Annotated in this window: 14 protein-coding genes; 6 read left to right on the top strand and 8 right to left on the bottom strand. The window is 52.2% G+C overall.

Annotated features, from left to right (window positions below; genetic code table 11):
• A partial coding sequence (locus H6F80_RS14290; protein WP_199296580.1) for an AAA family ATPase occupies positions 1 to 963 on the top strand: 963 nt, incomplete at its 5' end.
• Positions 964 to 985: 22 nt separating this feature from the next.
• On the opposite strand, the gene H6F80_RS14285 is transcribed toward H6F80_RS14290, so the two are convergent.
• The 4 genes from H6F80_RS14285 to H6F80_RS14270 all read right to left on the bottom strand — a co-directional run bounded on the left by H6F80_RS14285 (position 986) and on the right by H6F80_RS14270 (position 6,090).
• Positions 986 to 2,161, bottom strand: a complete 1,176-nt coding sequence (locus H6F80_RS14285) for a benzoate/H(+) symporter BenE family transporter (RefSeq protein WP_190792197.1) — start codon at positions 2,159 to 2,161, stop codon at positions 986 to 988.
• Positions 2,162 to 2,211: 50 nt separating this feature from the next.
• On the bottom strand, positions 2,212 to 3,060 hold the full coding sequence (locus H6F80_RS14280) for an AraC family transcriptional regulator (protein WP_242067360.1): 849 nt from the start codon (positions 3,058 to 3,060) through the stop codon (positions 2,212 to 2,214).
• Between the two features lie 169 nt (positions 3,061 to 3,229).
• Positions 3,230 to 5,158 (bottom strand): sulfite reductase, ferredoxin dependent, encoded by a 1,929-nt coding sequence (gene sir / locus H6F80_RS14275; RefSeq protein ID WP_190792196.1) that lies wholly within the window; start codon positions 5,156 to 5,158, stop codon positions 3,230 to 3,232.
• Positions 5,159 to 5,463: 305 nt separating this feature from the next.
• Complete coding sequence (locus H6F80_RS14270) at positions 5,464 to 6,090, bottom strand: DNA-3-methyladenine glycosylase (RefSeq protein ID WP_347277882.1); 627 nt, start codon at positions 6,088 to 6,090, stop codon at positions 5,464 to 5,466.
• A 289-nt stretch (positions 6,091 to 6,379) separates the two neighbouring features.
• Here H6F80_RS14270 and H6F80_RS31330 point away from each other — a divergent pair, with 289 nt between their 5' ends.
• Both H6F80_RS31330 and H6F80_RS14265 read left to right on the top strand, forming a co-directional pair.
• Entirely contained in the window at positions 6,380 to 6,502 is a 123-nt protein-coding gene (locus H6F80_RS31330) for a DUF8629 family protein (protein ID WP_488207132.1), read from the top strand.
• A 269-nt stretch (positions 6,503 to 6,771) separates the two neighbouring features.
• Complete coding sequence (locus H6F80_RS14265; protein WP_347277881.1) at positions 6,772 to 8,454, top strand: MBL fold metallo-hydrolase; 1,683 nt, start codon at positions 6,772 to 6,774, stop codon at positions 8,452 to 8,454.
• Positions 8,455 to 8,605: 151 nt separating this feature from the next.
• Here the strand turns inward: H6F80_RS14265 and moeB are convergent, their stop codons facing one another.
• Together moeB and H6F80_RS14255 are read right to left on the bottom strand one after the other, a co-directional pair.
• Positions 8,606 to 9,778, bottom strand: a complete 1,173-nt coding sequence (moeB, locus tag H6F80_RS14260) for a molybdopterin-synthase adenylyltransferase MoeB (protein ID WP_190792195.1) — start codon at positions 9,776 to 9,778, stop codon at positions 8,606 to 8,608.
• A 219-nt stretch (positions 9,779 to 9,997) separates the two neighbouring features.
• Entirely contained in the window at positions 9,998 to 10,144 is a 147-nt protein-coding gene (locus H6F80_RS14255; RefSeq protein ID WP_190792194.1) for a hypothetical protein, read from the bottom strand.
• 246 nt (positions 10,145 to 10,390) lie between these two features.
• On the opposite strand from H6F80_RS14255, the gene H6F80_RS14250 reads away from it, so the two are divergent.
• Positions 10,391 to 11,419, top strand: coding sequence for a hypothetical protein (locus H6F80_RS14250; RefSeq protein ID WP_190792193.1), 1,029 nt, complete (start codon positions 10,391 to 10,393; stop codon positions 11,417 to 11,419).
• Here the strand turns inward: H6F80_RS14250 and H6F80_RS14245 are convergent.
• Entirely contained in the window at positions 11,388 to 11,900 is a 513-nt protein-coding gene (locus H6F80_RS14245) for a Mov34/MPN/PAD-1 family protein (protein WP_190792192.1), read from the bottom strand. The genes H6F80_RS14250 and H6F80_RS14245 overlap by 32 nt on opposite strands.
• 73 nt (positions 11,901 to 11,973) lie before the next feature.
• Entirely contained in the window at positions 11,974 to 12,348 is a 375-nt protein-coding gene (locus tag H6F80_RS14240; RefSeq protein ID WP_190792191.1) for a hypothetical protein, read from the bottom strand.
• Between the two features lie 352 nt (positions 12,349 to 12,700).
• Between H6F80_RS14240 and ccmP the strand changes: the two genes are divergently transcribed.
• Both ccmP and H6F80_RS14230 read left to right on the top strand, forming a co-directional pair.
• Complete coding sequence (gene ccmP, locus H6F80_RS14235; RefSeq protein ID WP_190792190.1) at positions 12,701 to 13,342, top strand: beta-carboxysome protein CcmP; 642 nt, start codon at positions 12,701 to 12,703, stop codon at positions 13,340 to 13,342.
• Between the two features lie 63 nt (positions 13,343 to 13,405).
• Positions 13,406 to 13,842: pentapeptide repeat-containing protein (locus tag H6F80_RS14230; RefSeq protein ID WP_190792189.1), on the top strand; the 437-nt coding region annotated here is incomplete at its 3' end.

Below are 13,842 nucleotides of genomic sequence, written 5' to 3'. Positions count from 1 at the left end.
CATACTTATCAGAAGCTCGATCGCTATCAGGACGGTTTTCCTGCAACTAAAACGGCTGAATCAGCCGGGGAAGATGGAGTAAAGCCAGATGAATCTGCATCAGAAGATCCAGCCCGGCTTCTCGAGAAAACGCTAACAGAACTGCAAGAATTAGTCGGTTTAGCCAACATCAAAGAAGAAGTTCAAACGCTCACAAATTTCCTGAAGGTGCAAAAGGTGCGAGCCGAACGCGGACTGGCACAAACCTCGGTTTCGCTGCACTGTGTTTTCTGCGGTCCACCGGGAACGGGCAAAACCACGGTGGCGCGATTAATGGGCAAGATTTTTCGCGGCTTGGGTTTTTTGAAGAAAGGCGAGCTCATCGAAACCGATCGCTCTGGAATGGTGGCAGGCTACGTCGGTCAAACAGCAAAAAAAGTGGATGATTTAATTAATTCTGCGCTGGATGGCGTCCTATTTATTGACGAAGCATACGCGTTGGTTCCTGAAGAATCAGGACGAGATTTTGGGCAAGAAGCGATCGATATTTTGCTCAAACGAATGGAAGATTACCGCGATCGAATGGTTGTGATTGTTGCTGGATACACCGATGAAATGACCCACTTTATTGGATCAAATCCAGGTTTAGAATCTCGGTTTAACCGTTATTTTTACTTCAAAGACTACACGCCCGAAGAACTGCTGGCAATCTACGAGAAAATGGGCGAAAAAAGCCACTTTAAACTGACTCCGACTGCCCGTGAAAAACTGCATCAGCTATTAGAAAATCTGTACGTTAACCGCGATCGAAACTTTGGAAACGGTCGTCTGATCAGAAATTTATTTGAAAAGACGATCGAGCGGCAGGCAAATCGCTTAGCAGTGTTGTCTAACTTTACCAACGAGATACTAATGACGATCGAACCCGATGATATTCCGACGCAGTTTGAAAGCGATCGAATGAGTATTACAAATCAGGCTTAAGCGGTTGTTTGAACAGTTGGCACTAGCGTTTTGCTTGCAGAATGACGATCGCGAGTCCGCCTGCGGCAAGTCCCCAGAAAGCGGAGCTAACACCAAGTAAGCTAATGCCCGATGCGGTCACGAGAAAGGTAATCAGGGCAGGTTCTCGGTGTTTCTCATTAGTCAGCGCGACGGCTAAGCTATTGCCGATCGTTCCCAGCAGAGCTAGCCCTGCGATCGCTAAAACCAACTCCTTGGGAAAGGCAGCAAAAACCGCACTTACTGTTCCACCCAATAGTCCAATCAGTGCGTAAAAGACTCCGGCAGCAACAGCGGCAATATATCGTTTTGAGGAGTCTTCGTGCGCTTCGCGTCCCAAGCAAATCGCGGCAGAAATGGCTGCCAGATTGATTGCATAGCCGCCAAAAGGCGCAAGAACCAGCGTTGCAGCTCCCGTCCAGCCAATCAGCGGCGAAATGGGAACCTGATAGCCAGAGGCACGGATCACGGCAACACCCGGAACATTTTGCGATGCCATTGTAATGACAAACAAAGGCAGGGCAACCCCAACCAAAGCGGCGATCGACCATTGAGGCGAAGTGAAAATTGGCTGACCGAACTGCAACTGAATGGTTTCAAAGTGCATTAATCCCTGGAGGCTAGCGATCGCCGTCCCGACCAGTAGAGCTACAATCACGGCATAGCGAGGCAGCAGGCGACGAGCCAGGAGGTAGGCGCAAAACATGGCAAAGCTCATGAGAAATCGCGTCTGCATCACAGTAAAGATCTCTAGCCCGAAGCGCAACAGAATTCCTGCCAGCATTCCAGAGGCGATCGACACCGGAATCCGATTCATCGCACGTTCAAACCAGCCGCTAAAGCCGCAGAGCGTCATCAGCACTGCCGAAATCAGAAAAGCTCCGACTGCTTCTGCCATTGGAATTCCGGCGGCTGCGGTCGTTAACATGGCGGCTCCCGGAGTAGACCAGGCGGTCGCGATCGGCACTTTGTAGCGCAGTGATAGCCCGATAGAGGTGATGCCCATGCCTAACCCTAGAGCCAGCATCCAGGAGCCAATCTCTGCCTCAGATGCACCCAGGGTTTGCGCTGCCTGAAACACAATCACCGCAGAACTCGTAAACCCGACTAATACCGTCACAAATCCAGCGACGATCGCCGAAAAAGAGAGGTCGTTGAAAAAGCTTTTTGCAGAAACCATTGCCCAAATCCCGTCGCTTAATCCCGCCCTTAAGCTACCAGTGCTGCGGCTCAGTTCTCTTGGACAAAATTGCTCTTGCGGTACTGTCCCGGCGTGATGCCAAAGGTTTGTTTGAAACTGCGGTTCAGGTGGCTCTGGTCATAAAAACCGCTTTCTAGCGCAATCTCAGCCAGAGGCTTCCCACTGCGGAGCGATCGCTTTGCCTGCATGAGCTGCCAGTGCTTCTGATAGGCGTGGGGCGGCAAGCCCACCTGCTGCTGAAAACTGCGAATTAAGTAATAGGGACTTAACCCGACGAGATTAGCTAAAGTGTCGATCGAAACGGATTCAGCATAATGCGCTTCCAGGTATGCCCGGACTTGAGCAACGGCTTTTGATTCGGGCTGAGGCAGAGAAATTCGATCGCGGCAGGACGCATAACGTAGAAAAAGCTGAGACAAAGCTTTGAGTAAAAGGGACTGCTGTTCAAGCAGAGAAGCAGGTTGGCTCAGGGCATGAAACAATTGGTAAAATATGGTTTGCAACGATCGATCCGCCACTACCGGTTCACGAAATGCAGGCATTTGTCCCTGCCATTCAAGCTGTGTCAGCACCGTTTCGACGATCGACAGGCTGAGGTACAGATCACAAAAGCTCCAGTGAGTTTGGGGCAGCACTGCTCCGGTATGCACAGTGCCCGGATTGATCAAATGAAAACTGCCGGGCGAGGCGATATAGGTTTGGCCTCCATGCTGAAAGCAGCCCTGACCGCTGAGGTTCATGCCGATCGTATAAGACTCATGAAAGTGTTTGCCAAAGCGATGGCGAGACAAGTGAGCGTGATACAGCTCAATTCCAGGAATACTTGATTCACAGAGTCTGGCGAATTCTCGGTTTGGATGCTGGTCAGAATTCATCATTCATCTTGCCCCGCTCGCACTGTCCAACAACAAACCCCAACAACAAACTTCCCCCCAATTCTGAGAGGAAGCTGAATTTTAGCGAATTATCCTCAAGCGTTCATTGGATTAGGAGCGCATCACCCCCGGCAATCGAAGAAGATCCGTTACGCTGCGCTAATTCATCCTACTAAAGCAATCCGTTCAGGTATGCCTCGATCGCTGCATTGACCAGTTCCGTCATTGGTTTGCCCTGCTCGGTTGCCATGTCCTTGAGTCGCTGATACAGCTCAGGACGAACCGAAATTCGGTGGCGAGGCTTGCTAGTCGGGGCTATTTTCTCTTCCAGAACGGTGGGATCGTAGGTTGCCGCAAATTGACGCAGCGCCTCAAACCCGACGCGATGGCAGAAATCACCAAAGCTTTCCTCAGGCAGACGCGACTGCTTGAAGTAAATAAACAGCGGCTCCAGCGTCACCTCCAGATCATCGATCGCCATATTGTCCAAATAGGGAGCCGAGAGGCGCGTCTGGTTTGGCTCAGCACCTAGCCAGATTTGATAAGCATTCGGCGACTGACCCACAAAGCCCAGCTCTGCCAGATAAGGACGGGCACAACCGTTCGGGCAGCCTGTCATGCGGGTAACCAAGGATTCCTGCGGTAGTCCAACTTTGTTGAGCAGGGCGCGAATGCGATCGAGGATCGAAGGCATGATTCGCTCGGATTCCGTCACTGCCAGGCCGCAGGTGGGTAGCGCAGGACAAGCCATTGAGTAGCGAACGAGCGGATCAATTTCCGTCTCTTTTTTCACGCCGCAGCGATCGAGAATGCCCTGGATCTCGTCTTTGTTTGCTGGATCGATTTCCGACAGAATGACGTTGTGATTGGGCGTAAGGCGTATCGGCAGCGCAAATTTCTCCTCGATCTCGCGCAGAGCCGTCTTGAGCTGGAAGGAGCCTTCGTCCTTCACGCGCCCGTTTTCGATCGAGATGCCCAAAAACAGCTTGCCATCGCCCTGGTCGTGCCAGCCGAGGTAGTCTTCGTACTTGAACTCAGGCAGCGGTCTGAAGGGCTGAATCGGTTTGCCAAAATAGCCTTCGACCGTTTCGCGGAACTTGTCTACGCCCCAGTCGTGCAGCAGGTATTTCATCCGGGCGTGTCTACGGTTTGCCCGATCACCGTTATCGCGCTGGGTTGCCAGGATCGCCTGCATCAGGTCATAGATATCGTCTTTGTCTACATAGCCGATCGGGTCTGCAGCACGGACGATCGTTTCTTCTTTATTGTGCGTCCGTCCCAGTCCGCCGCCTGCATAAACGTTGAAGCCTTCCAGCTCATCGCGATCGTTAAGGATGACCACCAGGCTCACATCCTGCGAGAACAGATCCACCGAGTTATCGCCCGGAACCGTGATGGCGATTTTGAACTTGCGCGGCATAAAGTACGTGCCGTACAGGGGTTCCTCGTTGTTAGGAATTGTCACTCCTTCACGGGTGCGCTGACGGGCTGCGATTACGTCTGGGTGAGGTTCTGCGGTGATTGCCTTCTCGCCATCCAGCCAAATTTCGTAGTACGCGCCTGTGTGGGGAGCCAGCAAATCGGCGATCCGATCGGCATATTCTTTGGCGTAGACGTAGGCAGGTTTATTCTTGTAGGTGGCAGGCGGAGCCATGACATTGCGGTTAATGTCGCCGCAGGCTCCTAACGTTGATCCCATGTTGCGAATCATCTCTGCCAGCACCGTTTTCAGGTTGCGCTTCAGAATGCCGTGGATCTGGAAGGCCTGGCGGGTAGTGACTCTCAGGGTGTGATTGCCATACTGCTCCGAGAGGCGATCGAGCGTCAGGTAAAGCTGTGAAGGGATAAAACCGCCCGGACTGCGGGTTCGCAGCATAAATTGATAGTCTTTCTCCTGCCCTTTGACCCGCTTGTCGCGGTTGTCCTGCTGATAGGAGCCATGAAACTTGAGGATTTGAATCCCGTCTTCGCTAAAGTGGGTGGTGTCCTGAAGAATTTCTGTAGCGACAGGTTCTCGCAGCGCATGGCTACGCTCTTTAATTCCTTCGACTTTGGAAACTTTGGGTGCAGGAGAAATCGATCGCGGCGGAGTTGTAACCATTGCAATGAGCTAGTAAAGACAGAACAAGTGGCAAGAAAGAGTATTAATCTCGATCGGGAATTTGTAACCTGAGAATTTGCAACCTGGTAATTTATAACTTGGCGATGATGAACTCGCAGGATGGCGGACAGCGTTCGTTTATTCTAGGCTCTGTTTGACTTCATTGTCCTGACCTCATACCCGGTATCCCAATCGGAAATAAGGTGAATTTTGACATCATTACGATTCTAGCATCGCATTGCTGGAGTGAGTTTGTCTGCAGTGTTAGGAAAAGTTTGAGTTTGGTGAGTGAGGGGTAGGTGGCTTTAGCGGCGGGAAACGGCTTTTGAGTGTTTGAGATACCATCGCCAAGGCAGGTCAATGCCTTGAGTTAAGCCGATGCGGGTCGTTTGAACGAATTCGAGCTGACCGGAATCTAGCTGGGTTTGCCAGGCGGGGCTGCGGTGTTCGAGCCAGAGCGGGTTTCCTGGCTGAAGCGGCTGGGCGGTGAGGCTGGTGTCAATCCTGAGGAGGCGGCAGAGTTTTCCAGGTCCAGCGGCGGCGCGGTGAGGTTTGGCGGCATCGGGGGGAGTAATCCATTCCGGCAGTGTGTCAAGCTCCAGGGCACGGAACAAAACCGCGCTTGGTCTGCCTTCTAGATCAGTGACGACATTAAAACAGTGATACATGCCGTAGATGCGATAGACATAGCTCATCCCAGCTTTGCCGAATAGGACGCGGTTGCGATCGGTTTCCCTTCGGTAGGCGTGCATTGCTGGATCGTTGGGCGTGTAGGCTTCGGTTTCCACAATTAATCCCCGATAAATCTGTCCGTCGACAAACTGGCGCACGACAGTACAGCCCAGCAGGTCGGGAGCAACCTCGGTTGCATCACGGGAAAGCCATTCGGGGGCGATCGGGAAACCATCAGCGGATGGGGAAGCAGATAGCACAGGGGAAAACCAGAAGTTGCAGAATAAAAAATAAAGGCCTAACAAAGCACGATCGTAAAGAATATTAGTTCATCCTCGTTACCCCATCGATTTTTGCTCCACAATCGGATAAATTAATTTGGCTTTGATCCAGCAGTGCTGCATTTAGCCTGGTTTGATCCCGAAAGCCGAGAATATCCCTCCTTTGCCCGATCGTCTTTCGTGGATTGGATTCGGTAGAATCTCGATCAATGTCAACCTGCATTGTCAACCCGTCAACGTCAAAAACTAAAGGAGTGTGATTGCAACGATGGATGTCAAACTGATCTTATTGGCCCTGACCCCGGTTTTTATTGTGGCTTGCCTCTTCTTCGGCACGAGAAACGGCTTTTACGATACCGATAACTACCACGGAAATGGCTCTGCCCACTAACTCCTCAGTTGTCCGCTAAGGCACAATTAAATTCAGAATAAATTTAGAATAAAGTCAGGATTAATCCAGGCACGATCGGCGATGCCGCTCCGGTTTGCAGAGGCTTCACAGCCCTTTGAAAGGAGAGCAGGGATCGATCGGGTTTTTCCTAACTTTCACTTCTCCGGCATTGCGATAGATCCGGTTTGAGAGCATTATTCTCGTTTGCCCTTCGGGAAACTGCTTTGATCTCTTGCTGATGCTGCTACTGGTTACACGGAATCGCTGCTGTGGTCGAACTGGAATGCTTACCTTATGGAGCGGGTCAACAGGAAGAAGGGGTTGGTCTGCTGGTGCGAATGGGGTCGCATCGGATTCTGCTGGATTGCGGGTTAACAAATCTCGCGCCGCTGCTCCGTAATGCAGGTCAAAAACCGCCTGCTGATCTAGTGATTTGTACCCATGCCCATCCTGATCATGCCAGAGGGCTACTCGAACTGCATCGGGCGTTTCCTCAGATGCCGATTTATGCCAGTGAGGTAACGACACAGCTCCTACCGCTGAACTGGCTCGACCAGCCGGAAGTTTCTGCTTTTTGCCACGCCCTGCCCTGGCGATCGCCCGTTGAGTTTCGGGAAGGACTCAGTGCAGAGCTGGTTCCAGCAGGTCATCTGCCCGGGGCTGCTGCTATTTTGCTCACCCACACCACCCCAGAGCGATCGTATACGCTGTTTTACACCGGGGATTGCTTACTGTCGAATTCTCGTTTGGTAGATGGCCTGCCGCTGGAAGAGCTGCGCGGACTCAAGCCCGATGTGCTGATTATGGAAGGCAGCTATGGCACAGCCCGCTATCCCCACCGCAGACAGCAGGAAAACCAGCTTGCTGAACGGATTCATCACGCGATCGGCGAGGGTCAGTCGGTGCTGCTGCCGACTCCAACCCTGGGGCTGGGGCAGGAAATCTTGATGCTGCTGCGGAGCCATCATCACTTCACCGGACGCGATGTGGATATCTGGGTGGCGGGAAGCGTGGCACTGGGCTGCAATGCCTATCTGGAAATGCTGTCTCACTTTCCCAGTTCAGTGCAAAATTTTGCCCGGCATCAGCCCCTATTTTGGGATGAGCGTATTCGTCCTCGCGTGCGGCATTTGCACCTGAAGCAGAACGGTAAAAACGGGGGCAATAATGGCAACGGCAGTGCAGCCATGAATCGGTTTCCCTGCATTGTGTTGACCGACCAGGAAGCAGATCTGAGCGATTACTGCCTGCCCGATAGCGGTCCCTGGCTGCTGCTGGTTCCGCAACAGTTTGGGCGATCGGCGATCGACCCGGCTCTGCTGCAAATGCTGGAAGATTCGCCGACCCTAAATCGGTTGCTGCAAAGCGGACAATTATCGATCGAGTCTTATTTTCTGGGCGACCACTGCGACGGAACCGGAACCACTCAGCTCATTCATAATCTGCGCCCGCAGCACGTTATCTTTGTGCATGGTTCTCCGGCGTATCTTAGTGATTTAACCAGTCTGGAAGAACTGCAAAATCGCTATCATCTGCACACGCCTGCTGCCGGAATCCGAGTCGACCTGCCGATCGGTGAAACCTTTATTCAGCCTGCTGCCCCCGATGCCCGCTATGAAGGTGAACTTTCAGCTCAGGAAACGGCAGTCACGATCGTCGTACCCGCAGCCATTACCTCCGATCCCCGCTGGCAAAACTTTGCTGATACCGGGCTGATCGAGGCACGCTGGCAGGGCGAAGAACTGATTCTACGCGGACTGCATCAGCGTGAGCTATTGCATCAAAGCAGTGAGTCCAGCTTGCCCACCGATGTTGAATGCTGCGCAAACTGCCTTCACTTTCGGGGACAGCGATGCTGGAATCAGGCCTCGCCTTTATTTGGCTTTAAGGTAACGCCTGAGGGCTACTGTCCGGCGTTTGAGCCAGTTCCCGTGCGGCTGGACGATCGCTAGGGTCGATCGAGTTAAGCCTTTAGGAATCTATCGCTTCACCCCAACCGAATATCAGCTTCAAATCGGCGAACTGTAGCCCCTAAACCACTAAAAATCGGGCAACCCAGCCGGATTACCCGATGCACAATTGGCTTAAACGCCTGAGTTCTGTTTAATACTGCGGAACAGACGGATCGATTTCCTGACTCCAAGCATTGATCCCGCCTTTAACGTTGATGCCGTCAATGCCAGACTGCTTCAAAACACCGATCGCTTTAGCCGATCGCCCGCCCATCTTACAATGAACAATCAGCTTGTGCCCATTGACGAGTTCCCGCACTTTTTCAACGCCGCCACCCTCTTCGATATCTGGTAGAGGAACCAGCACCGAGCCGGGAATCTTGGCAATGTCGTACTCGTTCGGATTGCGAACATCGAGCAGCACATAATCCGATGCGCCGCTATCGAGGATTTCTTTGAGCTGCTGAACGGTAATTTCTTCCATGGCTGCCTGTTGCTGTGCTTCTGCTGCTTTTGCTTGAGGAATGCCGCAAAACTCTTCGTAGTCAATCAGCTTCTCGATCACGGGACGAACCGGATTCGGGCGCAGTTTCAGTTCACGGAAGGTCATGTTTAGCGCATTGTAGAGCAGCAGCCGACCGCTCAGCGTTTGCCCCACGCCCATAATGATTTTCACCGTTTCCGTCGCCTGAACTACCCCAATCAGTCCGGGGAGAATGCCCAGCACACCACCCTCAGCGCAAGAGGGAACCAGTCCGGGTGGCGGCGGTTCGGGATAGAGGTCGCGATAGTTCGGTCCATCCTGATAGTTAAAGACCGTTGCTTGCCCTTCAAACCGGAAAATTGAGCCGTAGACGTTGGGCTTACCCGCCAGCACACAGGCATCGTTCACCAGATAGCGCGTCGGGAAGTTGTCTGTGCCGTCTACCACCACATCGTAGGGTTCGATAATGCCCAGCGCGTTTTCGGCAGAGAGACGAGTTTCGTAGAGGTCAACCTGACAGTAGGGATTGATTTCCAGAATGCGATCTTTTGCAGACTGAATTTTGGGCTTGCCAACCCACGATGTGCCGTGGATCACCTGCCGTTGAAGGTTCGAGAAATCGACTACGTCAAAATCAACGATGCCGATTCGCCCAATACCTGCCGCCGCTAAGTAGAGCAACAGTGGAGAGCCGAGTCCGCCTGTGCCGATGCACAGAACACTCGCGGCTTTCAGGCGTTTTTGCCCCTCTAGCCCAACCTCCGGCAGGATCAGGTGACGTGAATAGCGTTCGTAGTCGTCTTTGGTTAATTGAATGTCATCCAGATTCGGATTCAGCATGATACGAGTAACACTGCATGAAGAGATACAAAGGTTTTGAGGGGATTGGGCGTGACTTGCCTTTTTCTATTACAGCAGGTCTGCTGCATTCTCGATCGCATGATGTTAAGAATCAGGATTTCTTTAGGGTTGGAGTGGGGAGTAGATGGGTGGATAGGGGGCAGGGGCAGGGGCGATAAAGGGGGAGGTTTAGAGCGTTTTGTGGGATTGAGCCAGTTTTCACGGATGCTGGGTAGAAATGGCTCGGAGATAATTCGCGTATTCGCCCTGATAACGATCGGTTGCCTGATGTCCCTCGTACCAAAGCCAAGAGTCTCGTTTACCTTGAGTATTGCTGTCATTTCGGGAGTATTTGGAGGGGGTCATGCTGGCTTAGCTCAGCCTGATCCTGCGGCAATTTCGTCTCTGACTGGAGGGCATACTGCTTCTACCGTATCTTCAGCACAGTTTACTTTTGCCCCGTTGTCGCCCTCATGCCCTTTCCCACCCATTCCCTTATCGGAATCGACTGACGAAATAATAAGTTTTTCCCTCTTCGTAAAACCTGCCACATCGGAGCCAGAGCAGGTTCAAAGCTCCCTGCTGGGGGAGAGTTCGGAAAACCAATGGCCGTTGGAAGCCGCAGGAATCAGTCCGGAAATTGTCAGGCTTATCCGCGCAGGGCAGCTTGAAGCGGCATTGGCGTTAGTACCAAAAATTCAGAATCCGTATGAGCGTGAGGCAACTCTAGCAAGTATTAGCGAGGCTTACCTTCAGCGCGGACAATTGCAGCAGGCAGAGACGATCGCGCTTGGTATTCCGGCTCCTTCCTTGCCAGAGGGCGAACTCCACGATGTCGAACCCTACGATGGTGAGTATCCTTTCGGGCGAGATTGGGCAATATCATCGGTCATCACCGCCTACATCAATGCCGGACAGTTAGACTCCGCTTTGGCATTGGTTAATCAGCGAGATGAGGAGGACAGGCTACCTTTTTTGCTTGACATTGCGGAGCATTATCAGGTGCAGGGTCAGCCAGCCAAGGCTTTAGCAGTGCTGGATCTTGCTCTAGCTAACTATCGCAGCGAAGAGGAAGAGAAAACGGAAGAACTCGCCAAATACTCCCTTGAAGCCGCCAATGCCATTCGCTTTACGACTCTTGCTAGGTTTATGGGAATTTATTCGGTGGCAGGAGGAGCGAGACAAGCTGCTGCATTAGCAAACGAACTGGTAACACTCGTTCAGAGCTTTACAAGGCAGACTTTGCTTACCCTATACATATTGCTGGGTACTGCCTACGTTTATGAAGCAGTAAACCAGAAGGAGCAAGCAAATTCTGTTCTTACGTTCGTTCTTCAGAGTACAGAAGCTCTGGAAGAATCGTATGTCAAAGCGATGATTTTATCTGGGGTAGCCAGAGTGTACACAGCCTTGGAAGAGAACGATCGCGCCCAGCAAGTTTTATATCAGGCTCAGGAGCTTGCTGATGCTGTCAGTGAAGCTTCTCAGCAGAGTGTCAGCACGGTGTCACTCATCCCAACCTATCTTGCACTCGGTCAACCTGAGAATGCCTTACGCATTACAGAAGCGATCGAACCCCTTGAATTACGTCAGCAAGTTCAGCAGGCGATTACTTGTGCCCAGGCAAATCCATCTCGGTAATCAGAAGTTCCTCGGGTTGAAACTGATGGGCTGAATCAAGCTGCCAGCCGCGAACGTCCTGTGCTTTACCCTGCTGCACAGAGACAATCACATAAACATATTCCGCCCAAGCCAGAACCCGATCGCATTCTGAAGGCACTGCATGATGATCCGGGTGAGAGTGATAGATACCCAGTACTGTCCAGCCTCGATCGCGGCAATATCTCTGAGCTTTGAGTAAATCTCTGGGATCGATCCAGTAGCGATCGGCTTTTGCGCCTTGTGCAATTTGGGCAGCCGGGATTTGTAGGGCGAGTTCGGCGGTTGCTTCCTTTGTCCAGGCGTTTGGCGTTTCGTAGATTTCGCAAACCTGTTTGTTGCCCAATTTGTTGCCCGATCGATCGCGTTGACCCAGCAGTAATCCGCAGCATTCTTCAGGATAGGTGCGCTCTGCCTGGGTTTGAATCTGGTGTAGCTGGGTTGGGGTCAGGTGCAGTGTCACGGGTTCTTTTCCCTTTATTCCCTGCCATTCTAGATCGGCTGCTTCGGGGTTCTCTCAGGAGAAATTTGAAGGATTAGGAAACTGGAGTTAATTTGCTGGGCTGAGACAGCAAGAGAGCCGATCGCCACAGACCACAGCGACAGACGATCGGGCAATAGTAGCGAATCAGGTTTTGCTGCCGTGCGCTGGGCAAAGTTTGAATCACATCATATTTGGCAATGGCTCTGGCAATTCGACGCGCATCATCGCTGGGGATGCCTGCTTGAGCCAACTTGCGCCAGTAGCGCAGCATCGTGTGTTTTGTGATGATGGTTTGGGCGATCGACTTTGCATCTTCGGGAGGGACACCGAGGGCAATCAGTTTTTGTGAATCAAAATGCAGCAGATTCATGGGGAGAATCAAGTCAGCCAGGGGCAGGCGAGTGATTTGCGGCTGGAGCTGAATCATAGAAGGCAGTGAAGCGAATGGTTTAGTTGATGAATGGTTTAGTTAATACAGTGATCCAAGCCTGCATGCGGGAGTTTCAGTCGTGACTCTATGATTTTCTGATGGAATTCTGCGTGATTTAAATCACTTTCGTGATTAAACTAGCGGTGTAGCAAGTAGCGGCCACTTGCCGATTGGGTAGGGATGAGCAATTTGCAACCTTTCTTCAGCCGCTTCGCTAGAATCCCCGCAATAATCATTAACACTTCAGCGATAATAGAACTACCACTGTGGGTGTTGCTGTCGCTTAGCGGTCAGTTTAAGCTTGCAGCAAAGCTGTCTCGTCTCGGGTGTTTTTTGGGAAGGTACTGTTTTGGGAATTGATCTTCGCAGCTACGTTTATCTCGACAACCTTCAGCCCCAGCACGCCGCTTACCTTGGGACGCAGGCATTAGGGTTTTTGCCCCTGCCGGGGGATTCCTCGCTCTGGGTGGAGATTGCGCCAGGAATTGAAATCAATCGCCTGATGGACATCGCCCTGAAGTCGGCTTCGGTGCGCCCGGGGGTGCTGTTTATTGAGCGATTGTATGGGCTGCTAGAAATTCACTCCAGTCGTCAGAGTGATACCCTGGCTGCCGGACGTGCAATTTTAGATTACATCGGGGTGAGTCCGCGAGACAGCCTTAAGCCCCGGATTATTTCCAGCCAGATTATTCGCAACATTGACGCTCACCATACCCAGCTCATTAACCGCACCCGCAAGGGAAATATGCTGCTTGCTGGGCAAACGCTCTACATTATGGAATGCGAACCTGCTGCTTATGCGGCTCTAGCTGCCAACGAAGCGGAAAAAGCAGCTTTGATCAACATTCTGCACATTTCAGCGGTGGGCAGCTTTGGGCGACTTTATCTCGGTGGCCAGGAGCAGGACATTATTGCGGCATCCAGGGCAGTGCTCGGTTCGCTGGAAAGCATATCTGGTCGGCAGCTTGAACTGGGCGGACGCAAAGAGTAATTCTTTTTTAGGTCAGCTTACAGCGAATCTATAGGAGGCACAGGCAGGGGCGCAGCGGGCATTATGGCAAATTCAGAACATCTGGCACTGCTGAAATGGGGAGCAATCGGCTGGCAAGACTGGCGACTGCACCATCCTGAAATTGACCCCGACTTGAACGAAGCGGATCTGCGCGGCTTTGATCTGAGCCGATTAGATTTGGGTCGGGCAAACCTGCGTCGAACGTCCCTGGCTTCGGCAAATCTGAGCCAGGCTGTGATGCGATCGGCTGACCTCACCCGTGCCAATTTATATGAGGCAATTCTGATTCACGCTGACCTGACCGAAGCAGACCTGAGCGATGCTCACCTGATTGGCACAACCGTAGATGGAGCTGATCTTCAAGGGGCAATTTTGCGGAATGCCGACCTGCGCGAAGCTAGTTTGATCCAGGCAGATCTGAGCCTGACGGATTTAATTGGAGCCGACCTCCGACAGGCAAATCTGCGATCGGCTGACCT

Source organism: Leptolyngbya sp. FACHB-711 (assembly GCF_014695615.1).
In the GTDB taxonomy this organism is placed as follows: domain Bacteria; phylum Cyanobacteriota; class Cyanobacteriia; order Elainellales; family Elainellaceae; genus Leptolyngbya_A.
Note: the sequence above shows the minus strand (reverse complement) of the source record. Positions and strands in the feature narration are given on the sequence as shown.

Coding starts and splice junctions, on each gene's coding strand:
- H6F80_RS14240 (WP_190792191.1), bottom strand. CDS start 12,348: ATGATTCAGCTCCAGCCGCAAATCACTCGCCTGCCCCTGGCTGACTTG.
- H6F80_RS31330 (WP_488207132.1), top strand. CDS start 6,380: ATGGATGTCAAACTGATCTTATTGGCCCTGACCCCGGTTTTTATTGTG.
- H6F80_RS14285 (WP_190792197.1), bottom strand. CDS start 2,161: ATGGTTTCTGCAAAAAGCTTTTTCAACGACCTCTCTTTTTCGGCGATC.
- sir (WP_190792196.1), bottom strand. CDS start 5,158: ATGGTTACAACTCCGCCGCGATCGATTTCTCCTGCACCCAAAGTTTCC.
- H6F80_RS14255 (WP_190792194.1), bottom strand. CDS start 10,144: ATGACCCCCTCCAAATACTCCCGAAATGACAGCAATACTCAAGGTAAA.
- H6F80_RS14280 (WP_242067360.1), bottom strand. CDS start 3,060: ATGATGAATTCTGACCAGCATCCAAACCGAGAATTCGCCAGACTCTGT.
- moeB (WP_190792195.1), bottom strand. CDS start 9,778: ATGCTGAATCCGAATCTGGATGACATTCAATTAACCAAAGACGACTAC.